A 24,285-nucleotide genomic window follows, 5' to 3' on the forward strand; every position below is an offset into this window, starting at 1 on the left:
TTGTTGGTTCAGTTCGTGGTTAATCATTTAGACATATTAAAAAAGGAAAAGAATGAAAAATATATGGAGAGTCTCCCTGGCCTCGTTATTGCTGACCGTGACAGGAGCATTCGCAGCCACACCCCCGGTGGCGCCGACAGTTGAGGTCAATCAGGCAGTCCGGGTGGAGGTCATCGATACGCTGATTGCCAAGCTCAATGCCCACTACGTTTTTCCAGACAAAGCCAAACAAGTCGAAGTTGTCTTGCGCCAGCATCAGCGCGAGGGCAAGTACAATAGGGTCACGGACGGTCAACAACTCGCCAAACAGCTAGCTCCCCCGCTACCGAGTTCCCATCCCGCGTCTCCGCCAGGTATCCAAGAATCCGCAGCCTGCGAATGATTCTGCCAGCCATCTTGCGGCTGCTTACGTCGCATGCGCCGAGCACACCCATCGAGATATGACGTGTGGTAGCGTAGCCTACGCAAGCCAAAAACTTAAGCGTCTTAATGCGATACTCTTGATCAATCTGTTGTTTGCTTTTCATTTAAGAAAAATCCTGTACATTGTTACTGTGCATGAACTTATAAGCCTGAAGGTTTTCCTGCTTGTTCGGGAGTTTGACGTCCGTCGGATCGCCATACTCCCGCGCGCCCGAACTGTTGTGAATAGTTAAGACTAAATATCGCGCATCGGGGTACTTGCCATCGGTTTGCGCCCCATGGCCACGCGTAAGTCAAGATCGTTGGAAAGCATTGCCGCTAGAATGAGTCGGGTAGCTTCTGCATGGCCTTTTTCTTTCCAGATGCCTACAGCATCCGCCAGAACGTGTTCATCGGCGTTTACGCTGAATTGCTGACGGTTGTCCGATCGAAGTGCCATCAACATTTCTAGAGCCCCGTCAAAGCGCAGCCTTGCCTCGCGTACCATGGCCTTGTTAAAACTGGATTCTGTCCCGGTTGTTTCGTCCGAACCGAGCTCTTCATTCGGCAATGTCAGGGCTTTGGCATACTTGATGTAGAACTCTTTGCGCAGCGGGGAATTTTTCGACACGCATGCGTAGTCGGCACGGACACCAATAGCACGCTTGTCGGCTGCCAGCATCTGCCCCATATGCTGCGCAGCGTCGAGAATCCAGATGATTTCATTTTCCTCGTCATACTTGACAATGCCCAAGTCGATGAACTTCTGGACGTAATCCATCAGATCGGATTCCGCCATAGACAGGTCCAGGCAAGCCTGGTCGCGGTTCAGGTAAAAGATGCCGATATAGTTCCCCATCGAACAGGAGTTGAGGTAGAGGTCTACCAAGTGGCCTTGAGGACCGGTTTTGGCGATGAGACGGCTACGACGATCAGACCAGTAAGTGTTGGGCAACTTGAAGAAACGCATGGTAAAAATCCTTTACTTTGATGAGATTAACTCGGGTTGTTGGGCGGTGCTACCTGACGGTCCGTGACTGTGAGACAGTGTCCTTCCTACTTCCGTATAGGGCAGCTAGCGGGGAGTGAAGAAAGTGGTATGAAATAGGCCTAGATTTGCGCGTGATCGGTTTAGATGCGATTCATCTGAAACCAGGCAGTCTCGGAGTTTGGGATACTCATTCGGTCGGGAGATCGCGAGTGGCGGGCGAAGTGCTGCAACGTGAAGGTGGCCGTAATCACGAAATTTCGGATTCTGCGGCTACCCGGGTCATGGAGACGGCTGCCAAATGGATGCGTTTCAACTTGAAGTAATGCAGTATCGCCTGATGGATCTTCGAAGGACCTTCGAAGCATAAAGATAAAGAAAGATAATTGAGATGCTCAAGCAATGAGTAATGCACGTGCGCGCGAGGATGTTCCATTTCGATACGCGGTTTTATGGTTGTTTTTTTGATCACATTGTGATCGTGTGGAAAGCATCGCAATGACTGTGGACGGGCATGCATGAGCTGGAATGGTTTGTTCTGGGTTCGGTGTGTTTCGGCAACGTGCGCTATGTTTGCGGCGTTGATCGTTTTCGCCTGCGGCCGGCACCCAACCAGGGAGGACGCTGTCGCGTCCTCGCCGGCCTCTGGCCGGCAGCACGGAGTCCATCAACAGTCACGGTAACGTACACATACCGGGTTGTTATGAGCCGGTGGATACTTTGTGATGGTTCGGTTCGTCGAGGCACCAACTTCCACGTTTCGTCCTCGTGCTTGAGGCGTCAGGCGGCCAAGTCCAGGCAGGGACGTCTGGCCTGCTGATGATCCGCTCGCTGCTTACGCCAGGGGATATTTCATGCGTTTGATTGCCTTGCCTTTGCTTGGAAAGGGCTGCTTGGAGACGACGAGGACGCAACAGCGTCCTCCCTGGCGGTGGAACCGCAGGCCAGGTTGCAGTAGGTGGATGAGGTATCGAACCTACTCGAATACCATCCTAGGCCTCCCCTGCGGCAGCACGGTGGGCCTGATTGCCTTCCAGAGCGCGGCCCTGCTGCAGGCGATGACGCATGATGCAAAACTGCGCGGGGACGGCGGCACCTGCGCCAACAACCTACTGCTGTAATTTCAAGCCGACTTGCAGGTTGTCCACGTTGTACGCCCGCAAGTGATTGAAACGACGGCACTAGGCGCGGCATCCCGTGCCGTGGCACTGTCGCCGATCCATGCGACCTGTTCATGCCATGTATGACTGTGCAAGATACGGTACAAGTCCTAACTCACTTTGTTGCGCAGTATGTGCACGAATTGCAACGACCTGATTTCACACAACGTGGCTATGGTCATCACGGAACGGATGGCCAGCCGCTCGATGGGTCGTACTACCAGGCACCCCAGCATGGCGGAACCGTTCTTGCATGGGGATATCCATCCTTACATGTTCAGTTCGCCGGGATCGTTGCGTTTGCAGCCTGAAGTGGGCTTTCCCAAGTCGCTGTTTGGTATCCGCCAAAGAAATGCAACCAAGCGACTTTTTGGGTTGCCTCCCATCCGTCCAAAATCGAACACCATACTTAAAAATTGGTCTCTCAAAAAATATATTGAAAAAACTGATGTTAATTTCAGGCTATTTTCAACCTTACAATCAGGAACCAACTTTTATGCCAATCGTTTTTGACTATATTTGTAATGGCTACCTTTTCACTACTCACCAGGAGATAGTGAGGGCCTAAGTGTTTAGAATTGGGTGATCATATTCCTATTCGCAGCTTGCCCTACTTCAAAGCCAGGCGCCTGTTGAGTACACTGTTGATTCCTGTCACCTCACCGCCAGCGCCATGACCCAAGCCCTTCACAGCCGAGCCCGCACCACCCACCTGATCCGGGAAGAAATCCGCAACTCGACACTGCCCCAACGGGAGCTTGCCGAGCGCTATAACGTGAGCCGCCTGACGATCCGTAAATGGCAGAACCGCGACAGCGCCGAGGACCGTTCGCACCGGCCCCACACCATGCATACGACGCTGACGCCAGCGCAGGAACTGGTCGTCATCGCGCTACGCACCACCTTGCTTTTGCCCACCGACGACTTGCTGGCGGTGGCGCGTGAGTTCGTCAACCCGGCGCTTTCGCGTGGCGCCCTGGGCCGCTGCTTGCGGCGCCATGGTGTCTCCAGTTTGCTTAAAATGGCCGCACTCGAAGACGACAAACCGGTTACCAAAAAGTCGTTCAAGGACTACGAGCCGGGCTTTTTACATATGGATATCAAGTACTTACCGCAGATGCTCGATGAAACCGAACGCCGTTACCTGTTCGTCGCCATTGACCGCGCCACACGCTGGGTCTTCATGGAAATCTATGCCAACCAGTCCGACAGCAGCAGTACCGACTTCCTGCTCAAACTGAAAAATGCTTGCCCGATCACCATCGTCAAACTACTCACTGACAACGGCAGCCAGTTCACCGACCGTTTTACCAGCAAGAAAAAAGACCCTGTCAGCGGCGACCGTATCCCGAGCGGCAAGCATGTCTTTGACGTGCTGTGCAAGCAATTGGTGATCGAACATCGATTGATTCCGCCGCGTCACCCGCAAACCAACGGCATGGTCGAACGCTTCAATGGCCGTATCAGCGAGGTCGTCAACCAGACTCGTTTCGGCTCCCGGGCCGAACTGGAATCGACGCTGCGCAATTACCTGAAAATCTACAACCACAACATTCCCCAGCGCGCCTTGGATAACGCAACACCGATTCAGGCGATGAAGAAATGGCAGGAGAAAAAGCCGGAATTATTCGTTAAACGCGTATATAACCAGGCCGGTCTTGACAAATAGGCGACAAGGTTTTCCGCATATTTTTGAGGATCATGAGCGAACGTTTTTGATGGCACTTGAAAGCCTGTCGTAGAACATGTATTTTATGACAGACACAAATTAAGGGTTTAGAGAAAATCAAGTTATACTTTGATATAATTTATTTTCTAAGAGCTGCGAAATGCACACAACAAGGCTGCGCAAGGTCGGTGGTTCAATTATGTTGGCCATCCCGCCCGCCTTTCTCGAACAACTGGACTTGCAGGCCGGCGCAACAGTCAGCGTGGCCGTTGATCACGGTTGCCTCGTGGTCGATTCCAAACCACGGCCACGCTACACACTCACGGAGTTGCTGGCCGCGTCTGACTATTCGCAGCATCAGCCAGCCGATGAGCGCGATTGGATCGATGCCCCGGCGATAGGTGGTGAGCTATGAAGCAAGGCGACATTTACATCGTGTCGCTCGATCCGATAGCAGGGCGTGAGAAAAGCAGCAGCCTTCCCGTCTTAGTCGTATCTCCTGCCGAATTCAATGCAGCTACCAAGCTGCCGGTGATTCTGCCAATTACCAACGCCAGCGAATTTTCTTCCCGCTTGGGCTTCTCGGTGATCGTGACCGGAATCAAAACCACTGGCATCGTGCGCTGCGATCAGCCGCGCGTGATCGACTTGGTGGCGCGCCACGCCCGCAAGATTGATACTTTGCCGAAATCGACGTTGAACGAAGTACTGGCAAAAGTCGCAACGCTTTTCGAATAAGCAAAGAATGAGCATGAATGCACCGGTCCAGCTGGCGGCGAAGTTGGATCAGCACATGCATCAGATTTCTGTTTAATGAGTCCCTGATGTCTATACCATGCGCAAATACACGATGAGATACATATCCGACATACATGAAATTTTAGTTCGAACCTGTGGTGATCTCATGACCAAAAACGACCTTATTGGAGCGACCGTGCGCGAGGGCGGTACTTTGACGGCGCGCCACGTGGTAAGGGCGCTGATGGCTGGCCAGCACAGCGTAGCCGCGAGCGGCGTGGGGTGCAGATGAACGCGCAACCACGCATTATGATCGCAGACGATGATGCGCAGATGCGCGAGTTACTTGTCTCGATATTGCACCAGCGTGGCTATCGCGATATCGTTCATGCCAGTAGTGGCACGCAGGCCTATGCATTATTGGCGGACGCGAAGGAGCCGTTCGACTTGGCGCTGCTGGACCTGGAGATGCCTGGCATGAGCGGCCTCGAAGTGCTTAGCGCCTGTCGCGCCTTACTACCGCATTGCATGTGGGTCATAGTCAGCGGACATAGCGGACTGCCCAACGTGCTGTCGGCCATTAGTGCGGGTGCACACGGCTTTATTGTTAAACCGTACAGTATGGTAAAGGTCTTCGATATTCTGGACAAATTCGATAACAGGAGCTAGCAATGAAGGAGGTTACCGGCAACCCAGCGGTTGACCACCCGCGCCGCATACTGCTGGCCGATGAAGAGTCGTCATTCGCATGAAAGATTGCGCAGAATAAAACTTTGGCTGAAGTGCCAGATGAGCAATATAAGTTAGCGCGTATGGCGGCGCTGTTCCACCACGTGTGCGATAGCGGCGATTTGTAGCATGGAAACATATGAAAAAGATCGATATATCCGAATTGAGAATTGGCATGTACATTGAGGATTTCTGCGTGCCTTGGCTAAAGAATCCCTTCTGGTCCCTTTCTTTGCTGGTGGACACGCCAGATAAACTGGCCAGGATCATAGCAAGTAACATTGTCGAATTGGTGATCGACCCGAGCCGGGGCGTCGACATCGCGCTCGCGCCGTCAGCCGGCGTGGCAAAGGCAATACTAGCCAAAGCGGCTCCGTTTCGTTATCCGTCGGTTGAACCGACGTCGATGGCGACCGAACTCGATCGCGCCGCGCAGCTCTTGACCGAATCAAAAACTGCGGTCAGCTCAATGTTTCATGAAGCGCGCATGGGAAATGCGATCACCGCCGAACAAGTGCAGCCGCTCGTTGACGAAATCGCCATGTCGGTCATGCGCAACCCGGATGCCTTGGTCAGTTTGGTTCGGCTTAAGCATGCTAACGAATATACCTATATGCATTCGGTAGCGGTATGCGCGCTGATGATTGCGCTGGCTCGCCAGTTGAAGATGCCCGACGCGCAGGTCCGCGAGCTCGGGCTGGCCGGACTCATGCACGATATCGGTAAGATGCTGGTTCCGCAAGACATCCTGAACAAACCGGGTGACTTGACCCCAGACGAATTCACGGCCATCAAGGTTCATCCGGAAGCAGGGTACCGGCTGTTATTAGCGGGCAACGGCGTGAGCGAGGTAGTGCTTGACGTCTGCCTGCACCATCACGAGAAGATGAACGGCACCGGCTACCCATTGGGCCTAACAGGCGACGCGATCAGCGTGGCCGCGCGCATGGGCGCCATTTGCGATGTCTACGATGCGATTACTTCCGATCGCCCATACAAGTCCGGCTGGTGTCCAGCTTCTTCCTTGAGCAAAATGATGGAATGGTGTAACGGGCATTTCGACCCCGACATCTTAGGCGCTTTCATTAAATGCATGGGGATTTACCCGGTAGGTACAGTAGTCAAGTTGCAGTCTGGTCGCCTTGCGGTGATCGCCGACCAAGGCTTGGGAAAGTCCCTGCTCGCCCCGACTGTGTGTGTATTTTTCTGCACCAATTCCAAAACCTTATTGGCGCCGGAACTAGTCAATCTTGCTGAGCCAGCCGTCAAAGACAAGATAATCGGACGTGAAGATGCAGCAAAATGGGGCGTCGGCGATACCAGAAGATATTGGATCAAGCACCCTGCCGCATTGTGAAATTTTTTGATAGCCGACGCGCTGTCGAAATGATTCATCCATTCAGCCGACACCTGGTTCTCGACAGCAAACAGTGCTCATGCGATGGCATGGGAGACAACGTTCTATAACTGGACCTAACTATCGATTGTGGAAGTGAAGCGCGCATTCACGCAGCGTTGCAAGCACGGTCGGTTTGAAATGAGAGACGCTACACTTATTGCTGGACATTGTGGGAGTCCCTTTCGTTCAGCGATTTCAGTTCGTCAAGCCCGACCAGTTGCGCCAGCGCGACATCCGCCTCCTGTGCGTCGCCGCGCCGCGCGGCCCGCTCGAGCTCGCCGGCGCACAATGTCAAACCGGGGTAGCCGAAAGAGCCGGCGGATCCTTTCAACTGGTGTGCCAAGTCGGTGACCTCGCTCCAGGCGTGCGTGCCGACATCCCGCGCCAGTTGGGTCAGCTGCGGCGCCAGTCTCGCCTCAAACGTTGCACGTATGGCATCGTATCCGTCGATCAGTTCGAACTGACTGGCGGCAGCCTTGGGTGAGACATCCTGCCCGAGCAAGCGCACCAGCAATTGACCCAGCGCGCGGAAGTCGATCGGCTTGCCGAGACACTCGCTGCAGCCGGCTGCGCGGTAGCGCTCGATGTCGTCCGCCATCACGTTCGCGGTCAGGGCGATGATCGGTCGACAAAACCCGGCCACGCGCAGCACTTCGGTAGCCTGGATGCCGTCCATCACCGGCATCTGCATGTCCATTAAGATCAGGTCGAAACCGCCGACGAGGGCCAGTTCGGTCGCCTGGGCACCGTTTTCGGCCACCTCATAGCTGACGCCAATACAGTCCAGATACGCGCCGATCAGCATACGGTTGTCGGGTCCGTCTTCGGCCACCAGGACATGGCCTTGCAAGCGCAGATCGGATGCATCGGCTTGGCGCGCAGTGTCGAGCACAGGTGGCGCCTCGTTGAGCCACGTACTGGCCGTGGCGAGCTGGGCGTAAATGGTTACTTCAAACATCGAGCCATGCCCGAGTTCGCTGGAAGCGACCACACTGCCGCCCATCTTGGCGGCCAGCTGGCTGACTATGTGCAGACCCAAGCCGGTGCCACCATACTTGCGCGCCACTGTGCTATCGGCCTGAGAAAACGGCTGGAACAGCTTCTCACGGTGGACATCGGAGATGCCGATACCGGTATCGACGACATTGCAGATAAGCTTGTAGGACAGCGGGTCATACCATAGCGTCAGCTCGACGTGACCGAGGTCGGTAAATTTGATAGCGTTACTGCACAAATTGAACAAGATTTGCTTCCAGCGCGTCGGATCACCCATCACCAGCGCCGGGAATGGGTATTCGATCTTGATGCCGAAGCCGATGCCCTTGCTGGCCGCCCGCGCTCCCATCATCGCATGCACTCCCTGCCCCAGTTCGAGCGGCGAGAACGCGAGGTGCTCGATACTAAGGCGCCCTGCCTCGATCTTGGAAATGTCGAGGATGTCGTTTATTATGTGCAGCAGGTCCTGCCCGTTGCGCAAGATTACCGCGCCGGCGTCGCTGCTCGCGCCCGCCGTCTGTGGCTTGACCATCATTTCGGCGAAGCCGATGATGGCCGTCAACGGGGTGCGGATTTCGTGGCTCATCATGGCCAGAAATTCCGACTTAGCGCGATTTGCCGCTTCGGCCACTGTTTTTAGCGCCCGCGTCTCTTCCATGCTGCGCTCGCGCCGCATGAGCAAACGGATCAGCAGGATGAATGCGGTCGCCATCGCTAACGCGGCAAAGCCGCCGACCACTGACAGGACTATGGCGAAATGGCGCCACTGGGCCAAGTATAGTTCGTCGGTGACTGTGACGTTAATGATCAGCGGATAATTGTCGATCAGGCGCACCGCGCCCAGCCGCCCGACTTTGTTGCCATCGGCCGTAAACCGCGGCGAGGCGGTCTGCACCACGTCGTGCGACTTCTTCATCTGCTCGATTACCTGATACGACGACCCGCTCATGTTAGGTTTGCCCATCAATAAGTCGGTGTGCGGCCAGCGTGCCAGCAGGATGAAGTCGCGCCGGTACAGACTGACCGTGGCACCGCTGCCCAGATTGATCTTGCTGTAGAAATTGCTCAGGAACGTGCTCGAAAAGCCGACCAGCGCCAGGCCGATGAATTCGCCCTTCGGGCCGTTCAGGCGCTGGCTGAGGTAAAACGTCCACTGGCCATTGCCCTTGTTGCGCACCGGCCTGCTGATGTACACACCAAGTTTCGGCTGCTTGAGATGGGCCTGGAAATAATCGCGGTCGGCCAGATTGATCGCCGGCGCCGGGTGGGAGCGGGTGAAGTTGATGACGTCGCCATTAGCGGCCACGATGGTGACCACGTCGACCTGTGGCAGGCCGCGCGTCTTGTCGCGCATGCTGTTAAAGTGCGCCAGCGAAGCCATTTTCTCGCGCAGCTCAGAAGCGTTGGTGACATTATTCGCCTGCACGCTCTCGGCGACGCTGTCGAGCACCAGGAAAGCCGAACTGATCTCCTGCGACGTCTGCTCAGCCAACACCAGCGACAGGTTGTCAAGGTGCGCGCGCCATTCTTCGATTGATCGCGCGCGCGCAAACCAGATGGACGAACCGAGCGCAATCAGCACCGTTAGCACAAGGAAAACCGCCAGAAAACTTGCAATGTAGCTTGAGAGGTTTTTGGCAGGCATAATTGGTTAGAAGTGTACACGGTAGCCAGAATTTGAACCGCTGATGTCCATGCATTTTGGCCGGATCTGACAGCGACTCTAATGTTTCGCGCGAAAGTCAAAAGGAATCGGATCATCCGGAGCAAAATCGAATTCTTTTACTGCTTTGATGTGCTTACACATACAGAATTTTCGCCATTCTTTGCAAGTTAACCCCTGCAGACGAGCTTCCCCTCGGCTTGGCCCTTGCTCAGTCCAAGGAACAGGTCGCACGAGTGGGCCTTATCACTGATGAAGTAGTCAAGGTGGCCCTCCAGCTGCCAGTCTGGCAGCGCTTGGCCAGAAACATCTGCTGCTGCGGATCGTATGGAATATAACTCGTCAGCATCTCATAATAACGTCTATTTTTCCTGTTTGGATGCCTCATTTTCGGCCGCGCACACTTCTATGCTGAATTTTGGATAAAAAAGGCAAGAGTGGCGTAAATGATGAGAATTTGATGGCGAAAATGCGGAGGTTGCGCAATTTTCGCGCACTAATTTGACGCCAATAAGTACCTTGCAGGAAATTAATTTACCAAAATGCATGATCTGTGACGAGTGCAATGATTAGAATATGGAAACCGTGCACTTGGAGCGTGCTGCTCAGGCACTGCAAGTGAGAAACCTGAAATCCTTACCGTCCAGCACACTGCACGTAACCGGTTACTGAGCGGCGTTGTATCTATCGGATCAGCTCTGCTTCGCGCATCTTTCAACGCCTGCACGGTGAGATCCGATTCGATCCGGTCACCCCTTTCATGTCGTTCGCAGATCAGTTTTATGCGCTGGAGGGACAAGTCCGTCCAAGCCACAGAGCTGATGCCCGACGGCGAAAAATTTCGGCCTTATCACGTAACGCGGCAGAAACGTTCTTACCCAAGCAACGATAAGAGTGTTGTCAATTGTTCTTATTTTTGAAAATTAAAGTAAACCAGGTTAACTTGCCGACGTACAATTTCTTTCGCTACTTAACCGGGAGGCGTCGCATGGCTATCGCAAACATGAAAGTTGGCACCCGTCTTGGGCTGGGCTTCGGCCTGGTTCTGGTACTGCTGTTGCTAGTCGCATCGCTGGGCCTGTTCAACATGAGCACGATCCATGCCAAGTTGGAACGGATCGTCAACGAAACCGTGGTCAAGACCGAGTTGGTCAACAATATGGCCAAGTCGGTGCATATCGTGGCGCGGGTATTGCGCTCGGTGGTGCTGCTTTCCGACGAGGCCGCGATTCGCGCCGAGATGGAGAAAGTTACCAAGCAGCGTGCCGCCTACAGCGACGCGATCGAGCAGCTGGGCAAGTTGCCAGCCACGCAAAAGGGACTGGAAATACGCGCGCGCATCGTTGATTTGCAAAAGGTAGCCCGCCCCCTCAACGACAAGATATTCGAACTAGCGCTGGCCGACAACGACGCCGAGGCGACCAACGTGCTGATGAAACAGGCCGGCCCGGCAATCCAGAGCTGGCAGGACGCGATGGACGAATATATCGAACTGCAAAAGCAGAACAATAATGCCGAAGCTGGCGCCGCCTACCAGCGCGCCCGCTTGCTGATGCTGTCGCTGAGCGCCTTCGCGATGGTGCTCGGGGCGGTGGCCGCCACGCTCATTGCCCGCAGCCTACTGCGCCAGTTGGGGGGCGAACCGCATTACGCGGCGGAGGTCGCCGGCCGCATCGCCGCCGGCGACCTGTCGGTCATGGTCAACACCAGACGCGACGACACCCACAGCGTGCTGCACGCGATGAAGATGATGCGCGACGCACTGGCCAAGATCGTGGCCGAGGTGCGAGCTGGCACGGAGACCATCGCTTCGGCCTCGGCCCAGATCGCCAGCGGCAACCAGGACCTGTCGGCGCGCACCGAGCAGCAAGCCAGTTCGCTGGAGGAAACCGCCTCATCGATGGAGGAGCTGACCAGCGCGGTTCGCGCCAATAATGACAACGCGCGCCAGGCCAACCAGCTGGCGAAGTCGGCCTCGCCGGTGGCGCAGCAGGGCGGCTCGGTGGTGGCGCAGGTGGTCGACACCATGGGCGCGATCAATGATTCGTCGCGCAAGATCGTCGACATCATTGCCGTAATCGACGGCATCGCCTTCCAGACCAACATCCTGGCGCTGAACGCTGCGGTCGAGGCGGCCAGGGCCGGCGAGCAGGGGCGTGGCTTCGCGGTGGTGGCTTCCGAGGTGCGCAACCTGGCGCAACGCTCGACGGCGGCGGCCAAGGAAATCAAGGAGCTGATCGGCAATTCGGTCGAGAAGGTGGGAATCGGCAGCAAGCTGGTGGAGCAGGCCGGCCAAACCAAGGAGGAAGTGGTGAACAGCGTGCGGCGCGTGACCGACATCATGGCCGAGATTTCCACCGCCAGCGACGAGCAGGGCGCCGGGATCGAGCAGATCAACCAGGCCGTCAGCGAAATGGACACGGTCACGCAGCAGAACGCGGCGCTGGTGGAAGAGGCGGCAGCCGCCGCCGAGGCCATGCAGCAGCAGGCCGCCAATCTGGAGCAGGTGGTCAGCGTGTTCCGGCTCGACGACACGCAGCGGCGCGTGTCGCCGACCGCAGCACTGGTCATCGACAGGCCGGCGGCGCGTCCGCCGGCGGGGGCTAAGCCGCTCAAGCCGGCGGCGCCGCGTCCCGCCGTGAGCGGACCGGCCCAGCCGACAAAGCGAGTGACGGCGGCGTCCGCCAACGGCGAAGGCTGGGAAGAATTCTAAGGGTATTGTCAACTTGCTGAACCGAGACGGCGAATTGTAGAATTCCAGGCGAACTTGCATCTGGTCGGGTAACACGGTGTTACGGATTAGGCGTTTTTTGCTACGTCGGTTACCTCATTACATATAGACAATGCCTGCGGACGGACATGCCGATGCTGCTCCGCTATCAAACGGCTACGCTGACACCGGAAGGCATTGTCGATCGGTCCATGAGCCGACGAAAAACGCTGAGCGTGGCCGGATGACTTGAAACGGCGCATCTGTCGTTCTAGTTGCCGCGCCGGTTGATGCGAGAGTTCAGCGCGGTTATTCAGACCTTTGTGCTGGCGATGCTCCACACGGGGCATGATTTGCGTCTTCGCTGCGGCATAGCTCTTCAGCTGTAAGCGATCACGCAACAGCGTAAGTACGTCGGCCGCCAGGGTCATGCAGGTCCGATCGTAGCGGATTCTCGGCAAACATATCCTTCCAGATCCTTGGCGTGAGCTGATGCACCAGGGATGCTCGGTGCTGGCCGACACGCTGCAGCACGTCCACGAAGTAATCGTACGGGTTGATGTCGTGCAGCCGGCAGGTGGCCAACAGGCTTTGCACAATGCCGATGTGCTTGGCGCCCAACTCAGCCCAGCTGAACAGCCAGTTCTTTTTGCCCATTGGGATCACCCGCAGGGCGCGTTCGAGGTGGTTCGTGTCGATCGACACCTCAGGGTCATCCAGATAGAAGGACAGCCCGACCCGGCGCTCACGGATATACGTCAGCGCTCCGAGAAAGGGGCTGCTCGGCAGGAATCCCTAGTAGAAGAGTCCTGCCCTGGCGTTGCGCCTACCGCTGGCCCTAAAGCCACTACGCTTCCCAGCGCTGTGACATCATCAGCGATTCACTAGTGTCATTCAAGACGGTGCAGGGTTAACCCTTACGTTCACCCTGCCAGCCGAGTTATCGAATTGCTGCCTTGGAACTGCTCCATGCCAATCTCAAAGGCAGCTAAAAGAGGTGTATGTGATGCTGGGAGAAGGCCAAACCTCCGCGACGAATTTCAGCCCCCTCAGCAGGCGGCGTCTGATCAGATCTGAGCAATTCTTATCATTCCAAATGCTACGAACTAACCTTGCATGTTGGAAGTAACCTGAATAGGGTACCTGTATAAATAAGCTCAACCGCCAAGGCCTCTGCTTCGATACGAGCTGCCCTTTGAGCCTGAAAACATGTGGGTGTGCGGATTTCCACAATTGGAGTATAGGGTTTGCCCGCATAAGCGGTAACGAAGATCATCCCCTGATAAGCGCCTGATGAATTTAGGTAAGCACAAATCTGGTACTCATAATCACCCATATTGTGTTTGTTGATTACGTCCATGCGCTCCTCCTAGTTAGGTGTCAAGACCGGCCTGGTTATATACGCGTTTAACGAATAATTCCGGCTTTTTCTCCTGCCATTTCTTCATCGCCTGAATCGGTGTTGCGTTATCCAAGGCGCGCTGGGGAATGTTGTGGTTGTAGATTTTCAGGTAATTGCGCAGCGTCGATTCCAGTTCGGCCCGGGAGCCGAAACGAGTCTGGTTGACGACCTCGCTGATACGGCCATTGAAGCGTTCGACCATGCCGTTGGTTTGCGGGTGACGCGGCGGAATCAATCGATGTTCGATCACCAATTGCTTGCACAGCACGTCAAAGACATGCTTGCCGCTCGGGATACGGTCGCCGCTGACAGGGTCTTTTTTCTTGCTGGTAAAACGGTCGGTGAACTGGCTGCCGTTGTCAGTGAGTAGTTTGACGATGGTGATCGGGCAAGCATTTTTCAGTTTGAGCAGGAAGTCGGTACTGCTGCTGTCGGACTGGTTGGCATAGATTTCCATGAAGACCCAGCGTGTGGCGCGGTCAATGGCGACGAACAGGTAACGGCGTTCGGTTTCATCGAGCATCTGCGGTAAGTACTTGATATCCATATGTAAAAAGCCCGGCTCGTAGTCCTTGAACGACTTTTTGGTAACCGGTTTGTCGTCTTCGAGTGCGGCCATTTTAAGCAAACTGGAGACACCATGGCGCCGCAAGCAGCGGCCCAGGGCGCCACGCGAAAGCGCCGGGTTGACGAACTCACGCGCCACCGCCAGCAAGTCGTCGGTGGGCAAAAGCAAGGTGGTGCGTAGCGCGATGACGACCAGTTCCTGCGCTGGCGTCAGCGTCGTATGCATGGTGTGGGGCCGGTGCGAACGGTCCTCGGCGCTGTCGCGGTTCTGCCATTTACGGATCGTCAGGCGGCTCACGTTATAGCGCTCGGCAAGCTCCCGTTGGGGCAGTGTCGAGTTGCGGATTTCTTCCCGGATCAGGTGGGTGGTGCGGGCTCGGCTGTGAAGGGCTTGGGTCATGGCGCTGGCGGTGAGGTGACAGGAATCAACAGTGTACTCAACAGGCGCCTGGCTTTGAAGTAGGGCAAGCTGCGAATAGGAATATGATCACCCAATTCTAAACAGTTAGGGGACAAGTATACAGGAATCTCAGTTTATAGATTGACAGGGGCTCGTTCAAAAAGTTTCTGCGTCCCATGGGGGGGCTTGCGTTTGATGAGCAGGTCGTTGCTACCGGCGCTATTGCGTTACTGCCCCGACAGTGCTGGGGAGGGCTGCGATCCTATCCACCCAAGTTAAGGAGCAAGCCCGCGCAATTGCTGGCAAATCAATGAAATAGTGCTTGACGTGGCACTGGCTTTGCGCGGCCGCCGCCTTGCTGACCTCTTTTTTTTCGACAGCGGCAAGGCGGCGGCCAATGAAGGTCATTTGATTTTCATTGGCCTTTCATGTCGCTCGCTTCCTTGCTGTCCGATTTCTCCGACCATTTTCAATCCGACCAGTGCCGTCTTACCGCCCGCCATCCTGATCATCCGACAGCGTTTCAACGGCGCCGCAAACTGCCACTACCGTCCTTGGTGGCGCTCATGCTTACCGGCATGCGCAAGAGCGTGCAAACCGAACTTGATGAATTCTTTGGCCATCTGCAACAGCAGGCGCAACTGACGCACCAGGTGAGCGCCCAGGCTTTCGCTCAGGCACGCTCAAAACTTGCTACCACGGCCATGCCAGAGCTTAACGACTGACTCATTGCGCAAGCACAGCAGCATGGCTACCTGCCGCGCTGGCACGGTTTCAGGCTGGTCGCCGCTGACGCCTCGACCGTTCGCTTTGGCTTGCGCGCCAGCCATGTCAAACGTGCCGCCGTGGCCGATCAGCTGGTGTTTGGCTTGTTTCTGCCCGGTGCCGAATTGATGCTCTCGGCCTCGCTATACAGCACCGACGTCGGTGAACGCCAGATGCTGTTCGAACAGCTCGACCGGCTTGGCAAGGATGATCTGCTGTTGCTCGACCGAGGCTACCCGTGCTATTGGATGCCTGCCGTATTGAACCAGCGCCGCATTGCCTTCTGCATGCGTGTCGAACAGGCGCGCGGTGGCGGCTTTCCCTGCGTCAATCAGTTTCTGAAGTCGGGGCTGCAGGGGCAGATCGTCATGCTGCGGGCGCCGGATCGACGCGATGCGCTTGACTATGAATGTCCCATTGCGCCGCAGACCGTGCGCCTGATACGCCACGTTGCCTCGACCAGCAAGGTGCGTGTTCTGATGACCAATTTACTGGACGTTGAACAATTCCCTGCCGCATTGTTCGGAGACCTCTACCACCAACGCTGGCGCATCGAGGAAGCCTTCAAGCGCCTCAAACACCGCCTCCATCTGGAGCACGTGACGGGACTGTCACAGCAGGCCCTGATGCAGGATCTGGCCGCCAAGGTACTATGCGATAACCTGCAGGCGTTGGCGAGCTGTGCCGCCGGCCAGCAAGATGCATTGCCGACGGACAGACGCATCAACCGCGCCTATGTCCATTCGGTGCTCAAGCCGCTCTTGCCATCGTTGCTGCTTGGGCTGGCGGCAGCCCACTTGCTTGCCGACGCGCTGACTCTGATCGCCAAGCGAACGTTTCTACATCGCCCAGGACAATCAAGGTCACGGCAAACCAACGCCTACAAGCCCCATAAATACATGGCCTACAAGGCTGCTTGATGGCAGCCTTTTGCTTAACTTGGGTGGATTGGGCTGCGATCCACTGGTAGAAATGACGGTGGCATTGGTGCCGAAGCTCTTGAAATGCCTGTGATTGTATAGTGGGCGATGGCATTTCCACTACTCTAACGAACGTTCGTTGAGATTCAGGCAGAAGTAAATTCGTTATAATTGATTAGTACATATCGATGACACACGACAGTGGTATTTGTTTCTTAAATTCGCAGCGCTAACCTCCCAACTTACGGACTTTATGAACTCCTCTCAGTCCAGTACTGATCAATACGCTTTTCTACAAGCCGGGGGTGAGCTTGCATCTATCATCTCTAAATTCGATTGGTCTACAACGTCACTTGGCGCCATTTCGCACTGGCCGCAACATGTGAAGACGACAGTTGCACTGATGCTGCGCTCGCCTGTCGCTATCGTGACTCTGTGGGGTGAGGCTGGGGTGATGATTTACAACGATGCATACTCACGCTTTGCCGGAGGACGCCATCCGCAACTACTTGGATCAAATGTACGCGATGCGTGGGACGAAGTCGCAGCGTTCAACGATAACGTGATGCGGGTTTGCTTAGCTGGCGGTACGCTGACCTACGTAGATCAGGAATTGACGTTATTTCGCTCAGGTATGCCCGAGCAAGTGTGGATGAACCTTGATTACTCTCCGATTATGGACGAGAAGGGTAGCGTGGTCGGTGTCATTGCGTTCGTGGTCGAGACCAGTGCCAAAGTGCGCGCCGAACGTCGTTTAAGTAGCGAGCACGAACGCTTGCACAAAATGTTCGCGCAGGCACCTGGTTTCATGGCATTGCTTGACGGTCCAGAGCATGTCATTACGCTGGTTAACCAAGCTTATCTCGATGTTGTTGGTCAACGGCAGGTACTTGGCAAAACTGTTCGTACTGCCCTGCCAGAGGCTGCAGAGCAGGGTTTTGTGGCATTGCTTGACCACCTCTATGCTACTGGCGAAACACATACTGGCACCGCAGTACCTTTCTCAGTCCAAGCGAACGGACAAGGCTTCGCAAAGAACAGTTTTATGGATTTCGTCTATCAGCCGATGCGCGACGATAATGGTGTCGTTTCCGGTATTTTTGTCCAAGGTGTTGACGTTACACAGCGCATCCTCGCTGAGCAAGCCGTAAAAGGGAATGAAGCCATGTTTCGTACCTTAGCCCAAGCGATGCCCAACCAAATTTGGGCTGCGCCCGCAAGCGGCAGTTTGGATTGGTTTAACGACCAGGTTTATAACTATAGCGGTGCTGAACCAGGCATGCTCGACGGCGATAGATGGGCCGCGATCGTTCATCCGGATGATCTCGCCGCTAGCACCCAACTTTGGCGCCAGTCTGTGACGCTGGGTCTGCCTTATGAGATCGAAATGCGCGTGCGCCGTGCCGACGGTGTATATCGCTGGCATTTGGCGCGTGCCTTACCGATATGTGATGACCAAGGCGTGGTTACACGCTGGATTGGCACTAACACTGATATCGAAGAGCAGCGAGCAACGAGTGATTCCTTGGCACAGCAAGTAGAATTACGCACGGCTGAACGCGATCGCATGTGGCAGATGGCTACCGATATTATGCTAGTAGCAGATATCGAGGCACGCATTGTCGCTGTTAATCCCGCTTTTACGCATCAACTTGGTTGGAGTGAAGCTGAGGTAATTGGGACTTCTTTTATATCTTTGGCGCACTCCCTGGATCGCGACGTCATTGAGGGCGAGGCACTCCGGCTGAAACTAGGCGATAGTACGTTCAATCTGGAAAACCGGATTCGACGTAAGGATGGCGGGTACAGCATCTTGAGCTGGAGTGGTGCGACAGATAAAAAATTCATTCACGCGATCGGACGTGACATGACTGTTGAGCGTGCTGCGGCTGATGCCTTGAAACACACCGAGCAAGCATTGCAACAGGCACAAAAAATGGAAACCATTGGTAAGCTAACCGGCGGTGTCGCCCACGATTTTAATAATTTGCTGCAGGTTATCTCTGGCAACTTGCAGTTACTAGCGGTCGATACGGCTGGCAACGCGCGCGCTGAGAAGCGTGTCGCCGGTGCCATGGGAGGCGTAGCGCGTGGTGCCAAGCTGGCTAGTTATCTGTTGGCGTTTGGCCGGCGACAGGCACTTGAACCTAAAGTGGTCAGGATTGGGGGCTTCGTTGTTGCGATGGAAGATATGTTGGAGCGCAGTCTAGGTGAAGAAATCGAATTGGAAATTATTGTGTCCGGCAGCCTATGGAATACCCTTGTAGATACTGCTCAAGTCGAAAACACGGTACTCAACCTTTGTATCAATGCACGTGATGCAATGGACGGCGCCGGAAAATTGACAATCGAGGTCGGCAACGCACTGCTTGATGACGAGTATGCACGCGCACATGCTGAAGTTGACCCTGGGCAATATGTCATGATCGCAGTCAGTGACACTGGTATTGGCATGTCTGCGGAAGTGCTAGCTCAAGCGTTCGATCCTTTTTTTTCCACTAAACCAGAGGGTAAGGGCACTGGATTAGGGCTTTCCATGGTTTATGGTTTTGTGAAACAGTCGGGTGGCCATATCAAAATTTATAGCGAACAAGGATATGGTACGACTGTCAAACTATACCTGCCGCGTTCGATGGAAACCGAAAATGTTCCAAGCCTAGTCGACATAGATCCGATAGCCGGGGGCACTGAAACGATTTTGGTCGCTGAGGACGATGAAGGCGTGCGCACGACAGTCGTTGAAATGCTGCGCGAACTAGGCTATCGCGTTCTTAAGGCGAACGATGCGGCGAGCGCGTTGAATATTATCGACAGCGGCTTGCCTATTGATCTGTTGTTTACGGATGTCGTCATGCCTGGGCCGCTGCGCAGCCCCGAACTTGCACACCAAGCGCGTAAACGTTTGCCGGGCCTCGCTGTGCTGTTTACTTCTGGCTATACTGAAAATGCGATTGTGCATGGCGGGCGCCTTGATGCGGGTGTTGATCTACTGGGCAAGCCATATACGCGGGAAGCCCTGGCCAAGAAGATTCGTTTTGCGTTATCAAAAAAGAAGCAGGACGCTGAGCCATCAGATGCATCCTTGGAACCGAGTCGATTGCAAACGGAGCCACCGATGGCTATGTCGGGCTTGAGAATTTTGCTTGTAGAAGATAATGAACTGATACGCCAGAACACTGTGGAAATACTCCAAGAGCTGGGGCATGTGGTGACGCATGTCGAGAATGCGGAGCAGGCCATTGTCGAATTGCGCATGCATTCATGCGATATCCTCATGACCGATCTATCTTTGCCAGGGATGTCTGGTGAAGCCCTCGCGCTATATGCAAAAGCATTGCTGCCAAAATTGAAAGTCGTATTCGCTTCCGGCCGCCCTCAGGATGAAACTGTGCCAGGCGCCATTCTTCTTCGCAAGCCGTATGAAGTGACAGCTTTGGTCGCTGCGTTATCGGTTTGAGAGGCGAATTTTCTGTCGGTTTAGGTGACTACGGTTTTAGCGACACGGTGACCACTCTCCGCAGGTGCTGCAGCTAAACAAACGTCGATATGGTGCATTAGGGTCACATAGCAAATACTGATAACGGCTGTAGGGCTACCGTTTTCAAACTGCAATTTTTCGCCATCCTTTGTCAACCATGCCGAAGTGACCAGTGCATCAAAAGGCGGCGCTGAATTTTGTGCATCAATCGCAAATTTTTTGCCCTCCACCGACTGTGCATTGCGGAAAGCAATCTTGGTTCGTTCAGTGTAACAAAAGACATATGCCGGTGCAAAAGCCGATGTCTTCTTCTTGTTCATCTTCATCCTCATTCTCCATGGGTTCAGAAGTTTCAGAATAGGCACACGCCATAGAAAACCGTGCCGTGGCAATTATAGCTTTTTTGCAATATGTACATATTTTCAATATATGCAATATGGATATCTAATCGTGTGCGAAGATTGCTGTTTGTATCTTGAGCGATCGCGTTTGGCCGTGGTGGCTGAGATTATCAGATATAGCGCGTGTAGGGGGTGCCATAGAGCGCTTCAGCCTGGAAGTCGCGGACATCCTCCGCGTCCACGGCCCGGCTTGGCGGCACGCACCGCGTGGCCACATAAGCCTGGGCCAGCTCAAGGTCATGTCGGCCATCGAGCAGTGCCGCAGCGCGGCGCTGGGAGGACACGCGCTGCGCTGCGAGGCCTGCGAACACGTCGACATCGCCTACAACTCCTACCGAAACCGGCACTGCCCAAAGTGCTAGGCCAACGCTGCTCGCCGCTGGCTCGCAGCCCGCCAGAACGAGTTGCTGCCGGTCGAGTACTACCACGTGGTTTTCACCCTGCCGGTAAGCGTCCGCTCAAGGACGTCTTGAGCGCAATGGCAATTTGATCGATGATGGCATCACACCGCTGGGAAGCGGCGTAATCTCAGAGAGCTGCTGGTAAGTTGCAGTTCCAAGGCAAGAATTCATCAACCCGGTTGACGGGATGATCGGAGATATGCGTCAGCACATGACGCAACCAGGCTTCGGGGTCGACACCGTTCAGCTTGGCAGAGCCGATCAGCGAGTAGATCGCCGCTGCGCGCTCGCCGCCGCTGTCGGCGCCGGCAAACAGATAGTTGCGTCGACCTATGGCCACGCCGCGCAGAGCGCGTTCTGCCGCCGAGTTATCAATCTCGACGACGCCGTCGTCGCAGTAGCGCAGCAGCGCCGGCCAGAGTTTGAGCGCGTACAGGATCGCCGCCGCCGTGTCGGACTTGCGCGATAGCGTATCGAGCGTGGTGCGCAACCAGCGCTCCAGGTCATCGAGCAGTGGGCGCGCACGGGCTTGTCGAACCAGCCTTCGTTCGTCGGGCGGCTTGCCCCGGATCTCGGCCTCGATCACATAGAGTTCGGCGATCCGGCGCAGCGCCTCGGTGGTCAGCGGCGTCGCTCGTGCCGCGTGCAGATCATGGAATTTGCGCCGCGCGTGCGCCCAGCAGGCCGCTTCGTGGATCGTACCGCCTTCGAACAAGGCGTTGAAGCCGGCGTATGCGTCGGCTTGCAACACGCCTTCGAACTTGGCCAGATGCGTTTGCGGATGGATGCCCTTGCGGTCGGGCGTGTAGGCAAACCAGACCGCCGGCGGCGTGGTGTCGCCGGAGGACCGGTCGTCGCGAACGTAGGTCCACAGGCGCGCGGTTTTGGTCTTGCCGTTACCAGGCGCCAGCACCGGAATCGGCGTGTCGTCGGCATGCAGCTTCGATGCGGCCAGTACATGGCGTCGCACAGCGTCGACCAATGGTCGCAGCAGCGCGCTGGCGGCGCCGACCCAGCTCGCCAGCAGCGCGCGATCCAGGTCGACGCCTTCGCGGGCGTAGATGACGGACTGGCGATACAGCGGCAGATGATCGGCGAACTTCGCCACCAAAATATGCGCCAATAGGCCGGGCCCGGCGATGCCGCGCGCGATCGGCCGGCTCGGCGCCGGGGCTTGGACGATGGCGTCACAGCACGAGCACGCCAGCTTGGGACGCACATGGCGGATCACGCGGAAGCTGGCCGGCACGAATTCCAGTTGCTCGGCGACGTCTTCGCCCAACGGCCGCAGGCCGCCACCGCAGGCCGGGCAGGCATCGGCAGTCGGTGCATACACCTTCTCGTCGCGCGGCAGATGCTCGGGCAAGGGCCGGCGCACCGACTTGTTACGCGGCGCCTGGTCGGCCGCCGGCATCTCGCGCGCCGCCTCGGCCTCGTCGGCTTGCAGGTCTTCCAGTTGCAGTTCCAGCTGCTCGATTTGATGATCCAATTTTTCCGACTGGCGGCCAAATTGCATGCGCCGCAATTTCGCGATCTTCAGCTTGAGGTGCTCGATCTCGACGGCCCGCGTATTCAGTTGCTCGGCCATTCCGGCTAATTGCTCGTCACGCTCTTGTAGCAGACGCTCGCTGGCCAACAGCAATGCCTTCAAGGCATCGATATCGTTGGGGAGGTCGGCAAGGCTGAGCATGCGCCAAGTTTACGCGACGCTTATGACGTTTACAAGGCCGACGTTGGCTTCCAGGTCCGTTGCGGTCGCCGCCAATCTATGCCTTCGAGCAGCATCGACAGTTGCGCCTGCGTCAGCGCCACCGAGCCGTTGGCCGCTTGCGGCCAGATGAAGCGGCCCCGCTCAAGCCGCTTGGCCAACAGGCACAGGCCATCGCCGGTCCACCATAGTAGTTTGATGAGGTCGCCTCGCCGGCCTCGGAACACAAACACATGGCCACTGAACGGATCTTCCTCCAGCGCCGTCTGTACTTTGGCTGCCAGGCCATTGAAGCCGGAGCGCATGTCGGTGGTGCCGGCGGCGAGCCAGACTTTGGTGCCGGCGGGCAGGCCGATCATCGCAGCACCCGATCCAACACTTGCGCCAGCGTGGCCGCATTCGGCTGCCCTTCGATCCGCACGCGGACCTCGCCCAGCTCAAGGACGATAATGCCGTTGGCGTTGGAGGCTTCGTTACTCGGTGCCGGCGCCGTCGGCGCCAGCACCACCGGCAACAATCCGTCGTCACGCATCAACGCAGGCACGCCGAGGCGGCCTTGCTCATACAGACGGCGCCAGCTGAACACCTGATTGGAGTTGACGCCGTGCTCGCGGGCGATGCGGGCGACCGAGGCTCCCGGTTCCAGCGACAGCGCCACCAATGCGCGCTTGAACTCCAACGGGTGCTGCCGGTAGTGGCCACGCGCATTCGTGGAAATGATCGGTTGAAAATTTGTGTCCATAATCGAAATTAGTGGGCACAAATATTGTGCCGAAATTCGATCATGAGGGACACTGCTCAGACAGTCCAGACGGCACTAGCAAGACGCTTACCCCTGCCGGCACCGGGCGCCGCGCTCGCCTGGTACAACTAGGTGCTCATTTACCGCCTGCTATTCAAGACGGCGGCGCAGACGCTGTGCCGATCCGAAGCACCTGGGTGCCCGCATCGGCGCCACGCTGGTGTTGCACACATGGGGGGCGGCATTGACCCACCATCCGCATGTGCACGGGATCGTCCCTGGCGGCGGCCAGTCGCCCGACTGGTGCGCGCTGGATCGCCTGCAAACACGGATTCTTCCTGCCGGTGCGGGCGCTCTCGCGCTTGTTCGGGGAGTTTGCGGCGCTGGCGCAACCCAGCGCCTTCACTCGTTGGGTAGCTTCGCTGCGGCACTACGAGTGGGTGGTCTACGCCAAGCGCCCGTTCGCTGGACCCGAGGCTGTGCTAGCGTACCTGTCGCGCTACACGCACCGGGTCGCCATCTCGAACCGGCGTCTGGTGGCCATGGACGAACGTGGCGTGACGTTTCGCTGGAAAGACTACCGCGGGACGCGATGCACAAGACGATGACGCTCGACGTTGGCGAGTTCATGCGCCGCTTCCTGCTGCATGTCCTGCCCACAGGTTTCCACCGGATCTGGCACTACGGGATCTTTGCCAACGCCGGACGCAAGGCCAACCTGGCGCTGGCGCGCGCACTGCTGCATGTACCGCCCCCCCCCATCAAGGCACAAGCTACCGGACAGATTGCGCCAACGTTCACCTGCCGGCATTGTGGTGCGCCGGTGGCGATCACCGCCATCTTCTTGCCGATCCACCCGATTCACGCGCCGCAACGATACCAAGGTGCTCCGCCATGAACAACTTCGCATCCACAATTTGTTCATACGAGCTGCGCCCATAACGTCGGCCATGGCCGATGCGGGGACGCGTTGCCACCGCATCAAGAAGGTTCGATTGCAAGCGCGTGATCGTGGCCCGGCGTTCATCTCACGATTGTTAAAAGCCA

The 24,285-nt window shown here is 56.3% G+C and carries 21 protein-coding genes and 4 pseudogenes; 14 read left to right on the forward strand and 11 right to left on the reverse strand.

Translation table 11 applies throughout. The features are described from left to right. The first annotated feature begins 52 nt into the window (after positions 1-52). A complete protein-coding gene (locus tag KY494_RS09575) occupies positions 53-382 on the forward strand; it encodes a hypothetical protein (RefSeq protein WP_219890773.1) in 330 nt (109 codons plus the stop codon). A gap of 276 nt (positions 383-658) precedes the next feature. Here KY494_RS09575 and KY494_RS09580 read toward each other — a convergent pair whose 3' ends face one another. Next, on the reverse strand, positions 659-1,372 hold the full coding sequence (locus KY494_RS09580) for a hypothetical protein (RefSeq protein ID WP_219890774.1): 714 nt from the start codon (positions 1,370-1,372) through the stop codon (positions 659-661). A 998-nt stretch (positions 1,373-2,370) separates the two neighbouring features. Between KY494_RS09580 and KY494_RS09585 the strand changes: the two are divergent. From KY494_RS09585 to KY494_RS09615, 7 genes and pseudogenes are all read left to right on the forward strand, one after another. Beyond that, a pseudogene (locus KY494_RS09585) lies at positions 2,371-2,583 on the forward strand (FGGY-family carbohydrate kinase); the annotation flags it as partial. 201 nt (positions 2,584-2,784) lie between these two features. Further along, entirely contained in the window at positions 2,785-3,063 is a 279-nt protein-coding gene (locus KY494_RS09590) for a hypothetical protein (protein ID WP_219890775.1), read from the forward strand. Positions 3,064-3,223: 160 nt separating this feature from the next. Beyond that, a complete protein-coding gene (locus KY494_RS09595; RefSeq protein WP_219890776.1) occupies positions 3,224-4,219 on the forward strand; it encodes an IS481 family transposase in 996 nt (331 codons plus the stop codon). Between the two features lie 160 nt (positions 4,220-4,379). Beyond that, positions 4,380-4,634, forward strand: a complete 255-nt coding sequence (locus tag KY494_RS09600) for an antitoxin (RefSeq protein ID WP_219890777.1) — start codon at positions 4,380-4,382, stop codon at positions 4,632-4,634. Then, complete coding sequence (locus KY494_RS09605; RefSeq protein ID WP_219890778.1) at positions 4,631-4,957, forward strand: type II toxin-antitoxin system PemK/MazF family toxin; 327 nt, start codon at positions 4,631-4,633, stop codon at positions 4,955-4,957. The genes KY494_RS09600 and KY494_RS09605 overlap by 4 nt, the downstream gene beginning before the upstream one ends. A 288-nt stretch (positions 4,958-5,245) precedes the next feature. Further along, complete coding sequence (locus KY494_RS09610; RefSeq protein WP_219890779.1) at positions 5,246-5,626, forward strand: response regulator; 381 nt, start codon at positions 5,246-5,248, stop codon at positions 5,624-5,626. A 199-nt stretch (positions 5,627-5,825) separates the two neighbouring features. Further along, complete coding sequence (locus tag KY494_RS09615; RefSeq protein ID WP_219890780.1) at positions 5,826-7,043, forward strand: HD-GYP domain-containing protein; 1,218 nt, start codon at positions 5,826-5,828, stop codon at positions 7,041-7,043. A 196-nt stretch (positions 7,044-7,239) separates the two neighbouring features. Here the strand turns inward: KY494_RS09615 and KY494_RS09620 are convergent, their stop codons facing one another. Next, positions 7,240-9,726, reverse strand: a complete 2,487-nt coding sequence (locus KY494_RS09620) for a hybrid sensor histidine kinase/response regulator (RefSeq protein WP_219890781.1) — start codon at positions 9,724-9,726, stop codon at positions 7,240-7,242. A 1,006-nt stretch (positions 9,727-10,732) separates the two neighbouring features. Between KY494_RS09620 and KY494_RS09625 the strand changes: the two genes are divergently transcribed. After that, positions 10,733-12,457, forward strand: coding sequence for a methyl-accepting chemotaxis protein (locus KY494_RS09625; RefSeq protein ID WP_375143470.1), 1,725 nt, complete (start codon positions 10,733-10,735; stop codon positions 12,455-12,457). Positions 12,458-12,543: 86 nt separating this feature from the next. On the opposite strand, the gene KY494_RS30140 is transcribed toward KY494_RS09625, so the two are convergent. The 5 genes and pseudogenes from KY494_RS30140 to KY494_RS09650 form a co-directional block, all read right to left on the reverse strand. Then, on the reverse strand, positions 12,544-12,885 hold the full coding sequence (locus tag KY494_RS30140) for a DDE-type integrase/transposase/recombinase (RefSeq protein ID WP_219890782.1): 342 nt from the start codon (positions 12,883-12,885) through the stop codon (positions 12,544-12,546). Next, a pseudogene (locus tag KY494_RS09635) lies at positions 12,848-13,249 on the reverse strand (transposase); the annotation flags it as partial. The pseudogene KY494_RS09635 and the gene KY494_RS30140, both read right to left, overlap by 38 nt. Before the next feature lie 304 nt (positions 13,250-13,553). Then, positions 13,554-13,814, reverse strand: coding sequence for a hypothetical protein (locus KY494_RS09640; protein WP_219890783.1), 261 nt, complete (start codon positions 13,812-13,814; stop codon positions 13,554-13,556). A gap of 13 nt (positions 13,815-13,827) precedes the next feature. Continuing rightward, positions 13,828-14,823 carry an IS481 family transposase gene (locus tag KY494_RS09645; protein ID WP_219887543.1) on the reverse strand — a complete coding sequence of 332 codons (996 nt, stop codon included), beginning with the start codon at positions 14,821-14,823 and terminating at the stop codon, positions 13,828-13,830. Between the two features lie 219 nt (positions 14,824-15,042). After that, positions 15,043-15,231 carry a hypothetical protein gene (locus tag KY494_RS09650; protein WP_219890784.1) on the reverse strand — a complete coding sequence of 63 codons (189 nt, stop codon included), beginning with the start codon at positions 15,229-15,231 and terminating at the stop codon, positions 15,043-15,045. Between the two features lie 20 nt (positions 15,232-15,251). Between KY494_RS09650 and KY494_RS29700 the strand changes: the two genes are divergently transcribed. The 3 genes from KY494_RS29700 to KY494_RS09660 all read left to right on the forward strand — a co-directional run bounded on the left by KY494_RS29700 (position 15,252) and on the right by KY494_RS09660 (position 19,965). Beyond that, complete coding sequence (locus tag KY494_RS29700) at positions 15,252-15,548, forward strand: hypothetical protein (RefSeq protein WP_258194776.1); 297 nt, start codon at positions 15,252-15,254, stop codon at positions 15,546-15,548. Between the two features lie 90 nt (positions 15,549-15,638). Further along, positions 15,639-16,508: a transposase gene (locus KY494_RS09655; protein ID WP_258194777.1), complete on the forward strand. Its 870-nt coding sequence runs from the start codon at positions 15,639-15,641 to the stop codon at positions 16,506-16,508. 253 nt (positions 16,509-16,761) lie between these two features. Further along, a complete protein-coding gene (locus tag KY494_RS09660; RefSeq protein WP_219890785.1) occupies positions 16,762-19,965 on the forward strand; it encodes a PAS domain S-box protein in 3,204 nt (1,067 codons plus the stop codon). A 20-nt stretch (positions 19,966-19,985) separates the two neighbouring features. Here the strand turns inward: KY494_RS09660 and KY494_RS09665 are convergent, their stop codons facing one another. Further along, positions 19,986-20,306 carry a hypothetical protein gene (locus KY494_RS09665; RefSeq protein ID WP_219890786.1) on the reverse strand — a complete coding sequence of 107 codons (321 nt, stop codon included), beginning with the start codon at positions 20,304-20,306 and terminating at the stop codon, positions 19,986-19,988. Between the two features lie 218 nt (positions 20,307-20,524). Between KY494_RS09665 and KY494_RS09670 the strand changes: the two are divergent. Further along, positions 20,525-20,842 (forward strand): annotated as a pseudogene (locus KY494_RS09670) (transposase zinc-binding domain-containing protein); the annotation flags it as partial. 73 nt (positions 20,843-20,915) lie between these two features. Here KY494_RS09670 and KY494_RS09675 read toward each other — a convergent pair. From KY494_RS09675 to KY494_RS30145, 3 genes are read right to left on the reverse strand one after another with little or no spacing between them, the layout of a single operon-like run. After that, positions 20,916-22,478: an IS66 family transposase gene (locus KY494_RS09675; RefSeq protein ID WP_219890787.1), complete on the reverse strand. Its 1,563-nt coding sequence runs from the start codon at positions 22,476-22,478 to the stop codon at positions 20,916-20,918. Between the two features lie 29 nt (positions 22,479-22,507). Continuing rightward, positions 22,508-22,855: an IS66 family insertion sequence element accessory protein TnpB gene (gene tnpB / locus KY494_RS09680; protein WP_219890788.1), complete on the reverse strand. Its 348-nt coding sequence runs from the start codon at positions 22,853-22,855 to the stop codon at positions 22,508-22,510. Next, positions 22,852-23,238 (reverse strand): transposase, encoded by a 387-nt coding sequence (locus KY494_RS30145; protein ID WP_219890789.1) that lies wholly within the window; start codon positions 23,236-23,238, stop codon positions 22,852-22,854. The genes tnpB and KY494_RS30145 overlap by 4 nt, the downstream gene beginning before the upstream one ends. Positions 23,239-23,331: 93 nt before the next feature. On the opposite strand from KY494_RS30145, the pseudogene KY494_RS09690 reads away from it, so the two are divergent. Beyond that, positions 23,332-24,136 (forward strand): annotated as a pseudogene (locus tag KY494_RS09690) (transposase); the annotation flags it as partial. Between the last annotated feature and the right edge of the window lie 149 nt (positions 24,137-24,285).

The organism is Janthinobacterium sp. PAMC25594 (genome assembly GCF_019443505.1).
In the GTDB taxonomy this organism is placed as follows: Bacteria; Pseudomonadota; Gammaproteobacteria; order Burkholderiales; family Burkholderiaceae_D; genus Janthinobacterium.